This window comes from Sporosarcina sp. P17b (assembly GCF_002743115.1).
Taxonomy (GTDB): Bacteria; Bacillota; Bacilli; order Bacillales_A; family Planococcaceae; genus Sporosarcina; species Sporosarcina ureae_C.
Genome location: NZ_PDYP01000004.1, coordinates 77,698 through 92,632 on the forward strand (window position 1 = coordinate 77,698; position 14,935 = coordinate 92,632).

11 protein-coding genes are annotated in these 14,935 nt (G+C 44.8%); 9 read left to right on the plus strand and 2 right to left on the minus strand.

All coding sequences use genetic code 11. The features are described 5' to 3' along the window. Positions 1 to 337 precede the first annotated feature (337 nt). The 4 genes from CSV76_RS06160 (at position 338) to CSV76_RS06175 (ending at position 4,894) form a co-directional block, all read left to right on the plus strand. Positions 338 to 1,813 carry an aldehyde dehydrogenase family protein gene (locus CSV76_RS06160; protein ID WP_085428059.1) on the plus strand — a complete coding sequence of 492 codons (1,476 nt, stop codon included), beginning with the start codon at positions 338 to 340 and terminating at the stop codon, positions 1,811 to 1,813. Between the two features lie 25 nt (positions 1,814 to 1,838). Further along, complete coding sequence (locus tag CSV76_RS06165) at positions 1,839 to 2,987, plus strand: saccharopine dehydrogenase family protein (RefSeq protein WP_085428060.1); 1,149 nt, start codon at positions 1,839 to 1,841, stop codon at positions 2,985 to 2,987. A 79-nt stretch (positions 2,988 to 3,066) separates the two neighbouring features. Then, positions 3,067 to 3,675, plus strand: coding sequence for a GNAT family N-acetyltransferase (locus tag CSV76_RS06170; protein WP_085428061.1), 609 nt, complete (start codon positions 3,067 to 3,069; stop codon positions 3,673 to 3,675). A gap of 25 nt (positions 3,676 to 3,700) precedes the next feature. Beyond that, positions 3,701 to 4,894: an acyl-CoA dehydrogenase family protein gene (locus tag CSV76_RS06175; RefSeq protein WP_099625002.1), complete on the plus strand. Its 1,194-nt coding sequence runs from the start codon at positions 3,701 to 3,703 to the stop codon at positions 4,892 to 4,894. Between the two features lie 305 nt (positions 4,895 to 5,199). On the opposite strand, the gene CSV76_RS06180 is transcribed toward CSV76_RS06175, so the two are convergent. Then, entirely contained in the window at positions 5,200 to 6,081 is an 882-nt protein-coding gene (locus CSV76_RS06180) for an SDR family oxidoreductase (RefSeq protein WP_099625003.1), read from the minus strand. A 154-nt stretch (positions 6,082 to 6,235) separates the two neighbouring features. Here CSV76_RS06180 and CSV76_RS06185 point away from each other — a divergent pair, with 154 nt between their 5' ends. The 4 genes from CSV76_RS06185 to CSV76_RS06200 all read left to right on the plus strand — a co-directional run bounded on the left by CSV76_RS06185 (position 6,236) and on the right by CSV76_RS06200 (position 11,806). After that, positions 6,236 to 7,408 (plus strand): aminotransferase class I/II-fold pyridoxal phosphate-dependent enzyme, encoded by a 1,173-nt coding sequence (locus CSV76_RS06185; RefSeq protein ID WP_099625004.1) that lies wholly within the window; start codon positions 6,236 to 6,238, stop codon positions 7,406 to 7,408. Between the two features lie 205 nt (positions 7,409 to 7,613). Further along, entirely contained in the window at positions 7,614 to 9,707 is a 2,094-nt protein-coding gene (locus CSV76_RS06190) for a beta-propeller domain-containing protein (RefSeq protein WP_158232742.1), read from the plus strand. A 267-nt stretch (positions 9,708 to 9,974) separates the two neighbouring features. Further along, positions 9,975 to 11,366 carry an L-cystine transporter gene (locus CSV76_RS06195; RefSeq protein ID WP_085428066.1) on the plus strand — a complete coding sequence of 464 codons (1,392 nt, stop codon included), beginning with the start codon at positions 9,975 to 9,977 and terminating at the stop codon, positions 11,364 to 11,366. Between the two features lie 209 nt (positions 11,367 to 11,575). Beyond that, positions 11,576 to 11,806, plus strand: a complete 231-nt coding sequence (locus tag CSV76_RS06200) for a hypothetical protein (protein WP_099625006.1) — start codon at positions 11,576 to 11,578, stop codon at positions 11,804 to 11,806. A gap of 396 nt (positions 11,807 to 12,202) precedes the next feature. Here CSV76_RS06200 and CSV76_RS06205 read toward each other — a convergent pair whose 3' ends face one another. Next, entirely contained in the window at positions 12,203 to 13,855 is a 1,653-nt protein-coding gene (locus CSV76_RS06205; protein ID WP_085428070.1) for a putative bifunctional diguanylate cyclase/phosphodiesterase, read from the minus strand. A 126-nt stretch (positions 13,856 to 13,981) separates the two neighbouring features. On the opposite strand from CSV76_RS06205, the gene CSV76_RS06210 reads away from it, so the two are divergent. Beyond that, positions 13,982 to 14,929 (plus strand): DMT family transporter, encoded by a 948-nt coding sequence (locus CSV76_RS06210; protein WP_099625007.1) that lies wholly within the window; start codon positions 13,982 to 13,984, stop codon positions 14,927 to 14,929. The last annotated feature ends 6 nt before the right edge of the window (positions 14,930 to 14,935 follow it).

Genomic DNA, 14,935 nt, shown 5'->3' on the forward strand with positions numbered 1-14,935 from the left:
GAGCCTCCTCGTCACTTCGTTCCTGTGGGGTCTCAAGGCTCATGCTTTTCCCGCGGGAGTCGCCGCCTAAAACGCAGATCAACTAGTTTGCCCTTCTATTTTAGTGATATGTAAAGATCTCCAGCTACATATAAAACGGAGGCGTCTCTAATCAGTTGGCTTATTGCGGTAGCCATCTGCAAGCGCCGAAGTGGGGCTAGTACCGTTTCTTACTTTGATTAAACCGTTTAAATCTTGGGAATATACCTTGTATTAGAGGAATAGGATGATATATTGTCGAACAATTCTAATAGGGACAACTTACGAAAACTATATGGAGTAGAGAGGAGTGGTTTTGATGAAGTTGACTAATTATATTGATGGTGTTTGGCAAGGGGAGGCGGCTCGTTATACGGCTGTGCTTAATCCGGCGAATGGGGAAGAGTTGGCGCAGGTGCCTTTGTCTTCGGAGGAAGAGGTAGATCAGGCGGTTGTGGCGGCGAAGAAGGCGCAGAAGAAGTGGGCTTTGGTGCCGGCACCTAAGCGTGCGGATTATCTCTATGAAATCGGCCGCATGATGAAAGATAAAAAAGAGCATCTCGCACGCGTGCTGACGAAGGAAATGGGTAAAGTAATAGAAGAAGCGCGTGGTGAAGTGCAAGAGGGAATCGATATGGCGTTTTACATGGCAGGAGAAGGGCGTCGTTTGTTTGGTGAAACGGTGCCGTCCGAGCTGCAGGATAAGTTCGCGATGAGTGTTCGTGCACCGATTGGCGTGGTGGGTCTGATTACACCGTGGAATTTCCCGATTGCGATTGCGACGTGGAAGTCGTTCCCGGCAATTGTGGCGGGCAATACATTCATCTGGAAACCGGCGACGGAAACTCCACTCATGGCGTATGAAATGGCGTTGATTTTCGAAGGAGCTGGCTTGCCGCATGGCGTGGCGAATATCGTCTTTGGTTCAGGCTCAGATGTTGGTACAGCGCTGATCGAACATCCCGACGTTCGCGTAATTTCGTTTACTGGCTCGACGGAAACAGGTCGACATGTCGCGGAGTTGGGCGGTCGTCACTTGAAGAAAGTATCGCTTGAAATGGGTGGCAAAAACGCGGTCATCGTATTGGAAGACGCAGATATCGAGCTCGCGGTCGAAGGGATTTTATGGAGCGCATTTGGAACGGCGGGGCAGCGTTGCACAGCTTGCAGTCGCGTGATTGTTCATCAAGATGTCAAAGAAGAGTTGCAGAAACGTCTGATCGAAAGTATGAAAGATCTGACGATGGGTGATGGACTGGATGAAACGGTAAAAGTGGGTCCTGTCATCAATGAAAAGGCACTCGAGAAAATTCAAAGTTATATTGAAATTGGCAAAGAGGAAGGTGCAAATCTCGTAGCTGGCGGAAATGTGCTGAATGAAGGTAAATTCGCTAGCGGACAGTATTTCGAACCAACGTTATTTGTAGATGTGGCATGGGACAGCCGACTAGCGCAGGAAGAAATTTTCGGTCCTGTTGTTTCATTGATTACGGTCAGCAGTCTGGATGAAGCGATCGAAGTAAATAACAGCGTAGCTTACGGCTTATCCAGTTCCATTTTCTCGCAAGACGTCAATAAAGTATTCCGTGCACAACGCGATCTAGACACCGGCATTGTCTATATTAACGCAGGCACGACAGGCGCAGAAATTCATCTACCGTTTGGCGGAACGAAAGGTACGGGGAACGGTCATCGAGACTCTGGTGTGGCGGCATTGGACGTCTTTACGGAATGGAAGAGCATTTATATCGATTACAGCGGCAAGTTGCAGCGCGCGCAAATCGATACGGAATGAACTCACAGGAAGAAGGGATGAGCAAATGAAAGTTGTCGTATTAGGTGCAGGATTAATGGGAAAAGAAGTAGTTCGTGATTTAGTTAAGCAAGATGAAGTGAAGAAAGTGTATCTTGCAGATCGTGCCATTCGACAAGCGGAAGATTTTGCAGAAGAACTAATGAATGAAAAGCTCGATATTTTATTGCTCGACGCGACGAATGAAGAGCAACTCAGTGATGTCATCGGGCTTGGAGATATTGTCGTCAACGCACTGTTTTATACATTCAATGAATCGGTTGCCCGCTGCGCTGTAGAACGAGGCGTACATGTTGTGGACTTAGGTGGACATATCGGTGGAGCAACGGAGAAAGTTCTCGCGCTAAGCGAACAGGCTGCTGCGAAAGGCGTGACGCTCATTCCGGATCTAGGTGTAGCGCCCGGTATGATTAATATTCTCGCAGGTTACGGCGCGTCTTTACTGGATGAAACGCAATCGATCAAACTTTATGTAGGCGGTGTTCCGGTCAAGCCTGAACCACCCTTAAATTATAATGTCGTCTTTTCATTGGAAGGATTATTCGATCATTACACGGATACGTCCCGCGTTATGCGAAATGGTGAAGTGAAGGAACTGCCTTCGTTATCGGAAATCGAAACGCTGGAATTCGATCGCTATGGTGAAATGGAAGCCTTCCATACATCAGGTGGTACGTCGACCATGCTCGAGTCGTTTCCTACTATCGAAACACTAGAGTACAAGACGATCCGCTACCCAGGTCATGCCGACAAGGTTCAAGTATTAGTCGATCTTGGCTTACTATCTAGAGAATCCTCGATCCGTGTAGATGGTAGACCGCTACGTGTGCGCGACGTCATGCTCGCTCATTTGACGCCACAATTACGTCTTGGGGAAAAATCGGACGCTGTATTGCTGCGGGTTATAGTAAGCGGAATAAAAGATCAACAACCGCATACAGTAACGTTCAATATGATTACCGAAAAAGATCAGAATACCAATGAAACTGCCATGGCGCTAGCTACAGCGAACACGATCTCTGTCGTCGCGCAAATGATTGGCAATGGAGTGATTACGCAAAGAGGCGCTTATCCACCGGAAAAAATTGTACCTGGCAAACTGTATATCGAAGAAATGAAGAAACGCGGAGTTGTCATCGACGTACAACAGGCCTAATACAGTATATACTGGTAGTAAAGCGTGGATTTAGATCTCAACAGACCATCTCCTCGTATTACTAAGGAGTGAAGTGAAAATGCATGAACAAACATTAAACACCTCTCAGATGGGGCTACAGCACTTGGCAACGAATCGTCGGACGTTGAATAGACTATTCAAATTCGTACTGGTGGATTTCGGCTTTCTCGACCATATTCCATTTCCGATTATGCGTAAGGCGTTAAAGAAGAAGATTCTGCATGCAGTCTATTTGACAGATGGCATCAACGTGTACGGCTATGCAATCTATCAAAAAATTCCGAAGTACGGAGGGATACACGTGTTGTACTTAGCAATTGCGCCCGAATTCCGTTCATACGGGTTAGGCAGCGTGATGCTTCGCCGTTTGGATGCGTTATCACCGGAAGGGATTTTACTCGAAGTAGAAGATCCGGACTTGTCCCAAAATGAAGAACAATTATCTATTCGCACTCGCCGTATCGCGTTTTACGAACGCAATGGATTAACGCTCGACCAAACGATCAAATTGACGAATTTCAAGCATCCATTATTATTGATGACTAGTATCAAGTTACCGGAGCTTAATGAGCGCAAGTTCCGGAAGTTTTATCGACAGTTGTACAACCGAGTATACCGTGTGCCTGTCGGACAAATTGCGGTAAACGCTTGGTTTGAAAAAGCATAGTTTCATTGTAAAGGAGGACACGAAGATGGACTTTACATTTACAGATGAACAGAAAATGTTGCGACAAACGGCAAGACAGTTCGTGGACGCGGAAATCATGCCGCATATTGCAAAATGGGATGCACAAGGAAGCTTTGACGAAGCGATTTGGAAACGACTCGCAGATCTAGGATTCATGGGCGTCTGTGTGCCGGAAAAGTACGGTGGCAGCGGCATGGATTATAATGCTTTGGCGATACTATGTGAAGAACTCGAACGTGGAGACACGGCTTTTCGAACGGCGGTTTCCGTGCATATTGGCTTGAATTGTATGACACTGATGCAATGGGGGACGGAAGAGCAGAAGCAGCAGTATCTGGTGCCGCAAGCGAAAGGCGAGAAAATTGGCGCATTCGGATTAACGGAACCAGGCGCTGGCTCTGATGTTTCCGCCATTCAAACGACAGCGGTTCGTGATGGGGATGACTATATATTGAACGGCCAGAAAACGTGGATTTCACTTTGTGATTCTGCAGACAACTTCCTCGTTTTCGCTTATACGAATAAACCGAAGAAGCACCACGGCATTAGCGCGTTTATTGTAGAGCGTACACTGCCTGGATTTTCATCGAAAGCGATCAAAGGAAAGTACGGTATTCGTGCAGGCAACACCGGCGAGTTGTTCTTTGAAGACGTTCGTGTACCCGCTACGAATTTACTTGGCGAAGAAGGCGAAGGGTTCAAGATTGCGATGGCGGCGCTTGATAACGGTCGCTTTACCGTGGCGGCTGGGGCTGTCGGATTATTGTATGCCTGTCTCGAATCCAGTGTAGAGTACGCAACGACGCGTGAGACATTCGGCAAGAAGATAGGGGAGCATCAGCTTGTGCAACAGATGCTTGCGAAGATGGAAGCGGGTTATCAGATGAGCCGTCTTCTTGTATATCGTGCAGGTGAGCTGAAGAATCAAGGAGTTCGTAATACACGCGAAACGTCGCTTGCAAAGTGGCAAGCTTGTGATTTTGCCAATCAGGCGGCGGACGATGCGGTGCAGATTCATGGAGCGTATGGGTATTCGGATGAGTATCCGGTAGCGCGTTATTTGCGTAATTCAAAGGCGCCTGTTATTTATGAGGGGACGCGGGAGATTCATACGTTGATGCAGGCGGGATATGTGCTTGGGGAGCGTAGTGATAAGAAGTTGAATCGCATGTTGCCGAAGTGGCCGTTTGAGGAATGAATGCATAGCAAAGAGACGATCTCATATAGGGATCGTCTTTTTTGCTGTGTTAGGGGGAGAAGGGGGAAAGGCCGTTGATCTTCGTTCCAGGCGGACGCTTTCCCATGGGCGTGGCTTGAGCCTCCTCGTACGCTGCGCTCCCTGCGGGGTCTCAAGGCGCACGCTGATAAATCGAGGAGTCGCCGCCTGAAACTAAGATCAACTGGTGTCTTTTTCTGAAGTTATATAAGCTTGAAAAGTACTGCAAACGAACTTCTCTGATTAGAAAAACGAATCCACTACTAACATCTTTTCAGCTTATCAAATTAAGAACCGACAAAATCTCCACCATCGACGTGTATCGTTTGTCCAGTCATGTAGCTAGAGTCCTGTGAGGCTAGGAACACGTAGGCGGGTGCGTTTTCGGCTGGTTGGCCGCGGCGTTGCATGGGGGTGTCTGATCCTTGGTTTTCTACTTTTTGTGCATCGAATGTTGATGGGATCAATGGTGTCCAAATGGGTCCGGGTGCTACCGCGTTGACGCGGATGCCTTGGTCTGAAAGGTTTAGTGCAAGAGAACGTGTGAAGCTTGTGATGGCGCCTTTTGTGGCGGAATAATCAAGCAGCCCGGGTGATCCGTTGTAGGCTGTTACAGATGATGTATTGACGATGCAATCGCCTTTTTTCATATGCTTCACTGCCGCCTTGGACATGAAAAATAAGCCGAAGAAGTTGGTTTCGAATGTCTCTTTTAATTGTTCTTCGGTAATATCTTCGATCGATTCTTGAGGGAATTGTTTTCCCGCGTTGTTGACGAGTATATTTAACTTACCAAAGTCCTTGACTACTTGTTGAATTAATTGTTTACAGTTTTCTTCTTTGCTGATGTCCGTTTGATATTTCTTTGCTTTGCCACCGTACTTCTCAATGAGTTTTATCGTTTGATCCGCATCTTCATCTTCTTGGTCGGCAAGATAGGCGATGGCGACGTTCGCTCCTTCTTTTGCGTAAGCGACTGCGACAGCGCGTCCGATCCCGCTGTCTCCGCCTGTGATGAGCGCGGTTTTCCCTTTTAGTTTATCTGCTCCTGTAAAATTAGGATCGTCGTAGATTGGCGCGGGGTGCATGTCCTCCTCGACACCAGGTTGGGTAGATTGTGTTTGCCCTTGTACTTGCTCGTCGATTTTCTCGTATTGATCTTTACTCACGTAAGACCCTCCTTTAGTTATCATTATCGAAAGTATTCCCCTATTGTTACCCTGCAAACCTGTGATATTCATCGGGAAAACGATTCCGGATGAACTTTTTGCGTGTTATAATGAAGTCATTAACTAACCTATAACAGCCAAGGAGCGTGTCTTCATGAATTTTCAACCTTCCAAAAAAATGTCCATTTTCTCACCAGCTATTTTTGGTGATCTGAAAGCAGCCGCTGAAGAGAAGAAAGCAACAGGTGCACAAGTCGTCGATCTAAGTCTTGGGAGTCCAGATCTTCCACCTGACGAACGTGTACGTAATGCGTTGTCCGAACAAAGCGCGTTAGCCTCTTCTTACGGTTATACACTCGGAGGGACGAAGCGATTCCATGAAGCGGTCGCGAATTATTATAAAAGACGCACGGGTGTCATCATTAATCCCGATACGGAAGTTCTTCAGACGATGGGTTCTCAAGAAGGTCTTGTCCATTTGCCGTTCGCATTTTGCGATGAAGGAGATTACGTTCTGACAACTAACCCAGCCTACGTCGCGTATGACGCAGGAATTAAATTAGCAGGTGCAGTGCCGTATTACATGCCATTACTTGCAGAAAATGGCTTCTTACCAGATTTGAATGAAGTCCCAGAAGACGTGCTGAAAAACACGAAGCTTCTCATCTTGAACTTACCCGGAAATCCAGTACCTGCTATGCCAAGTGAAGCCTTTTTCGAAGAAGTTGTAGCGTTCGCAAAGAAATATGGAATCATTGTACTGCATGACGCAGCCTACTCGGAGTACTTTTTCACGGGCGACCGTCCCGCAAGTTTCCTCACAACACCAGGCGCAATGGAGGTCGGCATGGAAATCAACTCATTGTCGAAAAGCTTCAGCTTGGCTGGCGCACGGATCGCTTACTTCGTCGGAAATGCAGAAATGATCAAAGTACTACGCGAACTGAAATCAAACCTCGACTATGGAACGTTCGGACCGATTCAAGAAGCTGCTATTGTTGCGCTTGATAACGGGGAAGAAATCACAGATCGCCTACGCGCCGAGTTCTCGAAACGCCACCACGCCTTAATGGACGGACTAGCATCTCTAGGCTGGGAAACGACACCGTCTGAAGGAGGAATGTTCGTCTGGGCGAAGTATCCATACGACATGGCCGACAAAGAATTCGTCTTCGAGGTCATTAAACAAGCAGGCGTCGTCATGGTACCCGGCAGCATTTTCGGCACAGCAGGACATGGCTTTGTCCGACTCGCTCTCGTGCAGAAAGTCGAATTGATCGAGCAGGCGATTGAACAGCTTAGGGGATTATCGATTGTTAGTAACTAAACAAAAACTAGGGAGAGTGGATTTCTACTCTCTCTTTTTTATTGAAAAATAAATGGGTCACTATTCATTTCACAATCCGTCAGCAACGAAAAAGATGAAGGCGACAGACAATGGAAGAAGTTGTAGAATTTAAAAATAAAGTGTAACGAAATCAAAAATTTTCAGTCTACTTTAGTACACATCAAAACTAAAGGAGATGAAAACTATGAATACAGGCAGATGGCTTGTTGTACTTGGTGCAGCGGGAACGATCGGAATCTTAGTGCTGATCAGTTTCCTATTCTGGCCGAAAGTCGGAATTACATCCACAAAGTCTGTGCTTGCGGGCCAGTCGCTGAATATCTATTTTACTGCCCCCGTGAAAAAGAGTATGGATGCTTCGCAGTTTCACGTGACGAAAAGCAATAAGAAAACCCAAGCCGAGCTTTCGTACGGAAATGGCAATACCTCATTACAAATAGGTGAGCTACAACCAGGAAACTATACATTGCATATTCCATCGAATAGTTTTGGCATATGGAAGCGAGCAGAGGATAAGGCGCTTTCATTCACCGTTCTAGAATCGGTGCAACCTGTAAACTCTATTAAAGAAATCGAAAACTTCTTCGAGCGGATAGAGCCGCAAGGAAGGAGTGAAATCATGATGGAATCTTCCACGGAAGATAAAGCTTCTTCAGCATCTGGTGGCGGTCCCGATTATTCACAGACCAATCAACAAGTAGCAGGGGTAGATGAGGCGGACCAAGTCAAAACAGATGGTGACTACCTTTACGAAGTCTTAAACGGAGATGGGTTGATCATCACAGATATCCGCAATCCAAAAGACATGGTTCACGCTAGCAAGGTAGATTTCACGGATGGATTCTATGCAAACGAACTGTACGTTGATCAAGACAAAGTCGTACTAATCGGTGGTCAAAATCTAAATGCCCCGACATCCAATACGGATTCAAAAATGATGGAAGATCGTATGATGTCGATGCAACAACTATCCGTCATTCGTGTGTACGATGTCACGGACCGCACAAATCCGAAACTTATTCGTGAAACAGGTGCAGAAGGTTACGTAATCGGTACGCGTAAAATTGGTCCATACGTTTACATGATCACGAATAACCAACCATTCCTTTGGTACGATCATCCAGTACCGGCAGAAGATCAGTTATTGCCGAAAGTCTATGATTCATCAGTCGAACAAAAAGTACAATCGCTAGCACTCGATAAAATCTCTATTTTGCCAGGCGCGATGGAACCCTCTTACTCGATCATCACGACACTTGATATAGAATCGGGGGAAAAGGGTGGAGTGAATACGAAAGCGTATCTTGGAAGTGGCGAACAACTTTACATGTCAGCAGATCACCTTTATCTGACGTCTACAAACTACCAAGACCAACATCAAAATACTAGCGAAGTATACAAATTCGCTCTAGATAAAACGCAAGTGAATTTCCTGCAAACCGCTCAATTAAAAGGGACCATCTTAAATCAATTTTCGATGGATGAGCACAACGGCTATTTCCGAACCGTCACAACAGAAGGTAATCTATGGGATGAACGTAATAAAGCAAAAAACCATTTGTTCATTCTCGACGAAAATATGAAGCAAGTCGGATCAGTCGAAAATCTGGCGGTCAATGAACGCATCTATTCCGCACGGTTCCTTGGTGATAAGGCGTATATGGTCACATTCCGTGAAACCGATCCGCTATTTGTCATGGATGTAGCAGATCCGAATAATCCCAAAGTGCTCGGCGAATTAAAAATTCCAGGATTCAGTAATTATTTACACCCGCTTGACGAAGGACATTTGATTGGCTTCGGCTATGAAACAATCGCAAAGAAAAATCCACAAGGTGGCGAGCCGATCATCCAAACGGGCGGAATGAAAATCTCCTTGTTTGACGTAACCGATTTCGCGAACCCGAAAGAAACTGATACTGAAATCATCGGTGGGCAGGGAACTTACTCATCGGTACAAGACGACCATCATGCATTGTTCATTCATCCGTCTCGCAACTTGTATGGTTTCCCCGTCAGCATTTATCAACAATCTGAACGTGAGGGAGGCGTCGTAGACTTGCAAAGGTCAGGCGCAATGATTTACGAAATCACAGTAGAAAAAGGCATCGTCCAAGCGGCTGATTTGACGCAGCGCATGACAAATGACTATATGGACTGGGAAAAAGAAATCCGCCGCTTGTTATATAGTGGAGACACTGTTTACACGATTTCTCCAAATGAAGTCAGAAGCTACGCGTTGAATGGATTTGCACCGCTGGACACACTAGCGAAGTAAAAGTAAACGCTACTTGATCCTTAACTCATTCATGGGAATACCGACTCTATGCAGCTTAGTCGGTATTCCTTTTTTTTATTGGAGTCTTCGATACATAACGTTAATTGCTATAACTGTTGTGAGAAGAGATGTTAGTTCAAGTGAGTAGCGTGATAGATTGTCTACTATAATTAATCTTTAAATCTTACTTGACGAATAGGGATTGGAGGGATAGAGTATAGTTTGTATGAAATACTACAATAATATATAAATAGAGGGGATAGAATGATGAATACTTTTTTACTTATTGTGAACATTGCGGGTCTATTGTTGCTCGTCGGCCTATTATATAGAATGAATCGCAAAAAGGTCTCATTTTCAAAACGCGTTTTTACGGGACTTGGGCTCGGGATTGGATACGGACTTATTTTACATTTTGCATACGGGACAGAGTCAGAAATCCTCAAGCAGTCGATGCCGTGGTTTAACTTAATCGGAACCGGCTATGTTAAATTACTGCAAATGATTGTTATGCCACTAGTTTTTATTTCCATCTTAGCGGCCTTTACGAAAGTAACTATCGGGAAAAACTTTGGGAAAATGGCAGGTACGATTTTAGGTATGCTCGTCGGGACTACCGCGATTGCTGCGATTGTAGGGATTTCAGTTACGCTTCTATTTGGACTGGACGCTTCTGAAATTGTGTCAGGAGAAGCAGAAGCGGCACGTGGGCTTTCTATGGAAGAAAACCTCGAAACGGTAGCCGATCTTTCGTTACCTGAGAAGCTCATTGATTTATTACCTGCTAATCCTTTCTTAGATTTCACAGGGGCACGTCCAACTTCAACTATTGGGGTCGTTATTTTTGCAGCATTCCTTGGGTTTGCTTACTTAGCGATTACAAGAAGAGATGAAGAAAATGCGGTCACGGTAAAAAAAGGAATTGACGCAATTTACGCATTGATCATGGGTGTTGTACGAATCGTTCTACGTTTGACGCCATATGGTATTTTGGCGATTATCGCGCGAACTGTCGCGACGTCTGACTTTATGGCAATCTACAGTCTCGGGAAGTTTGTCCTTGCTTCTTATGTCGCCTTAATCGTGATGTTCGGCATTCACTTGCTCATTATTACATTATCGGGATTAAATCCAGTGACATATGTGAAAAAAGCAGGTGAAGCATTAATATTTGCCTTCACATCACGCTCAAGTGCGGGTACATTACCGTTAACGATTCATGCACAAACAAACCGTTTAGGTGTACCTGAAGGGATCGCAAACTTTTCTGGTTCGTTTGGTTTATCCATCGGGCAAAATGGCTGTGCAGGAATTTACCCAGCGATGCTCGCTGTCATGATTGCTCCATCAGTAGGTCAAAACCCACTTGAACCAATGTTCTTATTGACATTGATCGCTGTTGTTGCGATTAGCTCATTTGGTGTAGCTGGCGTTGGGGGAGGCGCGACATTTGCTGCAATTCTCGTCTTGTCGGCACTAAATCTTCCCGTCGCACTCGCGGGGTTATTGATTTCGGTTGAACCATTAATCGACATGGGCCGAACTGCTGTAAACGTCAGTGGTTCAATGACAGCCGGTGTCACAACAGCACGCGTAACTGGTGAACTCGATAAAGATATGTATAATGAATCACTTGAAAAACAAACAGTAGAAGCATAATTTTTAATAAATCCCGTAGAAGACAGCTTTGTCTTCTACGGGATTTTTTTATGCGAACGAACATCCCATTAAAGCATCAAGTGGCACTAGATAGGACGTTAGTAAATCTATTTAAGTAGTTTGGATATTTCTGCTATAGTAATAGGAAAGTAAGATTAGGCTCATAATTTTGTAATAGGGCCATTTTGAGGAATGAAAGAGGTGTAGTAATGAAAAACTTTATTGAGTTTTTAGAAAAACTAGAACGTAATAAAATTTATTATACTTTAGACAAAACTAGAGACGAATATGTAAGGGTTGATATTTCAGTTCCTGGTGAAAGATGGGAAGTTGAGTTTGCTGCTGAAGATAGTGATATTGTTGTTGAGCGATTTAAGAGTGTAGGAGACGTAGAAGGAGAAGAAGCTATAAAATATTTGTTTGATAACTTCTCGGATTAAACAATCGGGTCGTTTGTGAAATATATTTGTTGTAGTCACTTATTTGATCGGAGTGAAGAGGTGTGTTTTACCGCCCACCCTCCAGAAATTCCTGCCTTGATTTCTGCAAAAAGGCGCAGAAATACGGCAAAGCGAACCCTTCGCTGTTCTCTTGGCTGTAACGCAGATCAACGGGGTCCAACCACTATCCCCTCTTTCAAAAACGCCACAAATGACCACTGAGAGCCTACAGTTAACACATGACCTCCTCTACGCAATCGAAAAAGGTTGTCTTTTCAGCCCTTGTACAGTAAGCTGTAATCAAACGCACTAGTAACGACCACAATTAAACAAGTTAGACAAAAATGGAGCCCTTTCTATACGAAAGGAGCTCCATCTGATTTGTATAAAGATAATTTATTGAATTTCGATCTGCTCAGCAGGCAACGGCATGCCGATGAAGTGACCTTGCATAGCATCAATGCCCATCTCTTTCAGCAATTCAAATTGCTGTTCATTGGCGACACCTTCTGCAATTGTATATAAGTTTAATTTCTTGGTAAGAAGAATCAATCCTTCAATCAACTTTTGTGTCTTGGGATTGCTAAGCAACGCATCAATAAAGACGCGATCAATCTTCACACTAGAAATTGGTAAATGTTGCAAGTAGCGTAATGATGCATATCCCGAACCAAAATCGTCAAGCGTAAACTGCAAACCGAGTTTTTGCAGTTCTGACATTTGCCCCAGTACGGATTGCTCTTCTTCCGCTTTAAGTGCAAATTTCTCTGTGAATTCAAGATGTACTTTATGCGCAGGGCAACCGGTCTCATTTAAAATAGAAATCAAGCGATCTTTCCATTGCGGATTCAGTGATTCGCGAATGGACGAGTTAATAGAAATACTCATATCATTACCAATGCGATGCCATTTCGTCACGAACGTCATGGCTTCTTCTGCAACATAGGCGCCGATTTCTTCAATCAAGCCATTTTCTTCTGCAATGGGAATCAATTCGTCAGGACTGATGACACCTAAATCTTCATCTTCCCAGCGCACGAGTGCTTCGTAGCAAGTGATTTTATCGCTAGCCACATCGAGTTGAGGCTGATAAGCTACGTGTAATGAATTGCGATCGAGTGCGGTTAGCATCTTGCGGTCAATTTCCAATCGTCGGTTCAGAATTTTATGGGACTGAGCAGAAAGGGATGCTATCCGCCCGCCACCTTGACTGATCACGTCATCCGCAGCTGTCATTGCCACTTTATAGAGTTGCATATATGTTTGTTGATCTTCTGGGAAACGTACGATCCCGCCACTGATCGATAGGGTCTGTGCGTTTTGGCTGAGGTAGACGGGCTGCTGCTTCAAGAAATCATAAAAACCTTGAATATACCAATCTCCGAAAGCTGTCAACACAACAAAGCTATTCGTATCGATACGCGCAATGGGGCTATCTTGGAAGTAGCGCTTTAGTCGGTTGGTAAATTCTTGGATCAGCTGTGTCTCAGATTCCTGGGATTGCAGCTCTTTCATAGTGAAATAATGATCAATTGTCAAATAGACGAATGAAAAATGCGTGCCAGTTGTGATGGATTCATTGACTACTTGTTCCAACTTATGTCGGCTCATGAGTCCAGTTTCCACATCAATGAATGCAATTTCTCCTAAACGTTCCTGCAAGCGGATATCTTCTGTGATATCAAGCTCTAGGAAAAACACGGATTGCAGTTCGCCAAAATCAGAGAGGGTAGGAACAGCCAGTGTATTGACAAAGAACGGTTCGCCTACGCGAGTCATTTTTTCTACCTTGCCCACCCATGTTTTGCCGGACAATAAACGGTCCCAAATGGCATTCGCTATTTCCTGACTTTCAGCTCGGTCGGAGAACATTTGCCAGAAGGATTTACCTATAATACGCTTAGGAGTCCAACCACTGACAGTTAGGTAATTTTGATTGGCATAGGTGATTAGACCTTCGCCGTCTGTATGTGTAACTAATTGGTATCTATTAAGACTATCGACTAGTGCATGATGTTCGCTAGTCTCTGGTAAGCTAATTGTATGCATAGAGATACTCCTTTCCAATCTACTATATAACTATTATAAAGCAAAACACCGTTGTGTCTATATCTTATATGTGAATTTTATACTATATAGTTTAAAAAATAAGGAATTAGTTAGGGGTGACGGATAATGTTGCGATTAAAAGGAATTATGATGATCGTTATAGGATCCATGTTGTGGGGAGCCACGGGACCCATGATGGAGTGGATTTTGAACCATAGTGAGATGTCTGTTTCTATGATGTTAATCCTACGTTTGACGATCGCAGGGGCTGTAGTTTTATTATTATTGAAAGCAAAAGGCATACAAATTGGTCGCCCTATGAGGCAGAAGTTGTGGTTGCGTAAAATGGTGATGTTCGGTGTCATCGGGATGCTCGGTGTACAATACGGATTCGTCCAGACGATTGCACACAGTGACGCAGTAGTGGCCACGTTATTCCAGTTCGTTGCACCCGTCTACATCATCATCTTATTGTCTATTCTTCAAAAGTCATTCCCGCCAGGCGGTCAAGTGATCGGAATGATCGTCGCGTTATTCGGTTTGATCCTACTATTAACAAATGGCTCGTTCTCAAGTATTTCATTGGATACTACCGCAATTGTATGGGGCGTCATTGTAGGGTTTGCATTCACATTCTATACATTATATCCTGTCGTACTTATGGCAGAGTGGGGTGTATTACTTGTCGTCGGCTGGGGTATGTTCATTGGAGGAGTCACTTTATTCATCATCAATTTACCGATGTTCTTCATGAACCTAGGTGTTCTGCTTAACGGCCCAGCGATGGGGATGTTGTTACTTGTGATCATTATGGGAACGCTAGCATTTATTATGTTCCTGCATAGTATGACGTTCATTTCTCCTGTTGAAACAAGCGTGCTTTCCTGCTTCGAGCCACTGACAGCAGCTATCGTCTCCGTACTATGGCTTGGCCAAACGATGGGTGTCTGGCAAATTAGTGGCGCAGCGGTCATGCTCGTCGGAGTCGTCTGGCTATCAGTCGGTGGTAATCGCAAGAAGAAAACCGCTCCACCGCCTGAAGCCTATCAGGAGTATGACCATAGCGAAGTGTAGGTCTTC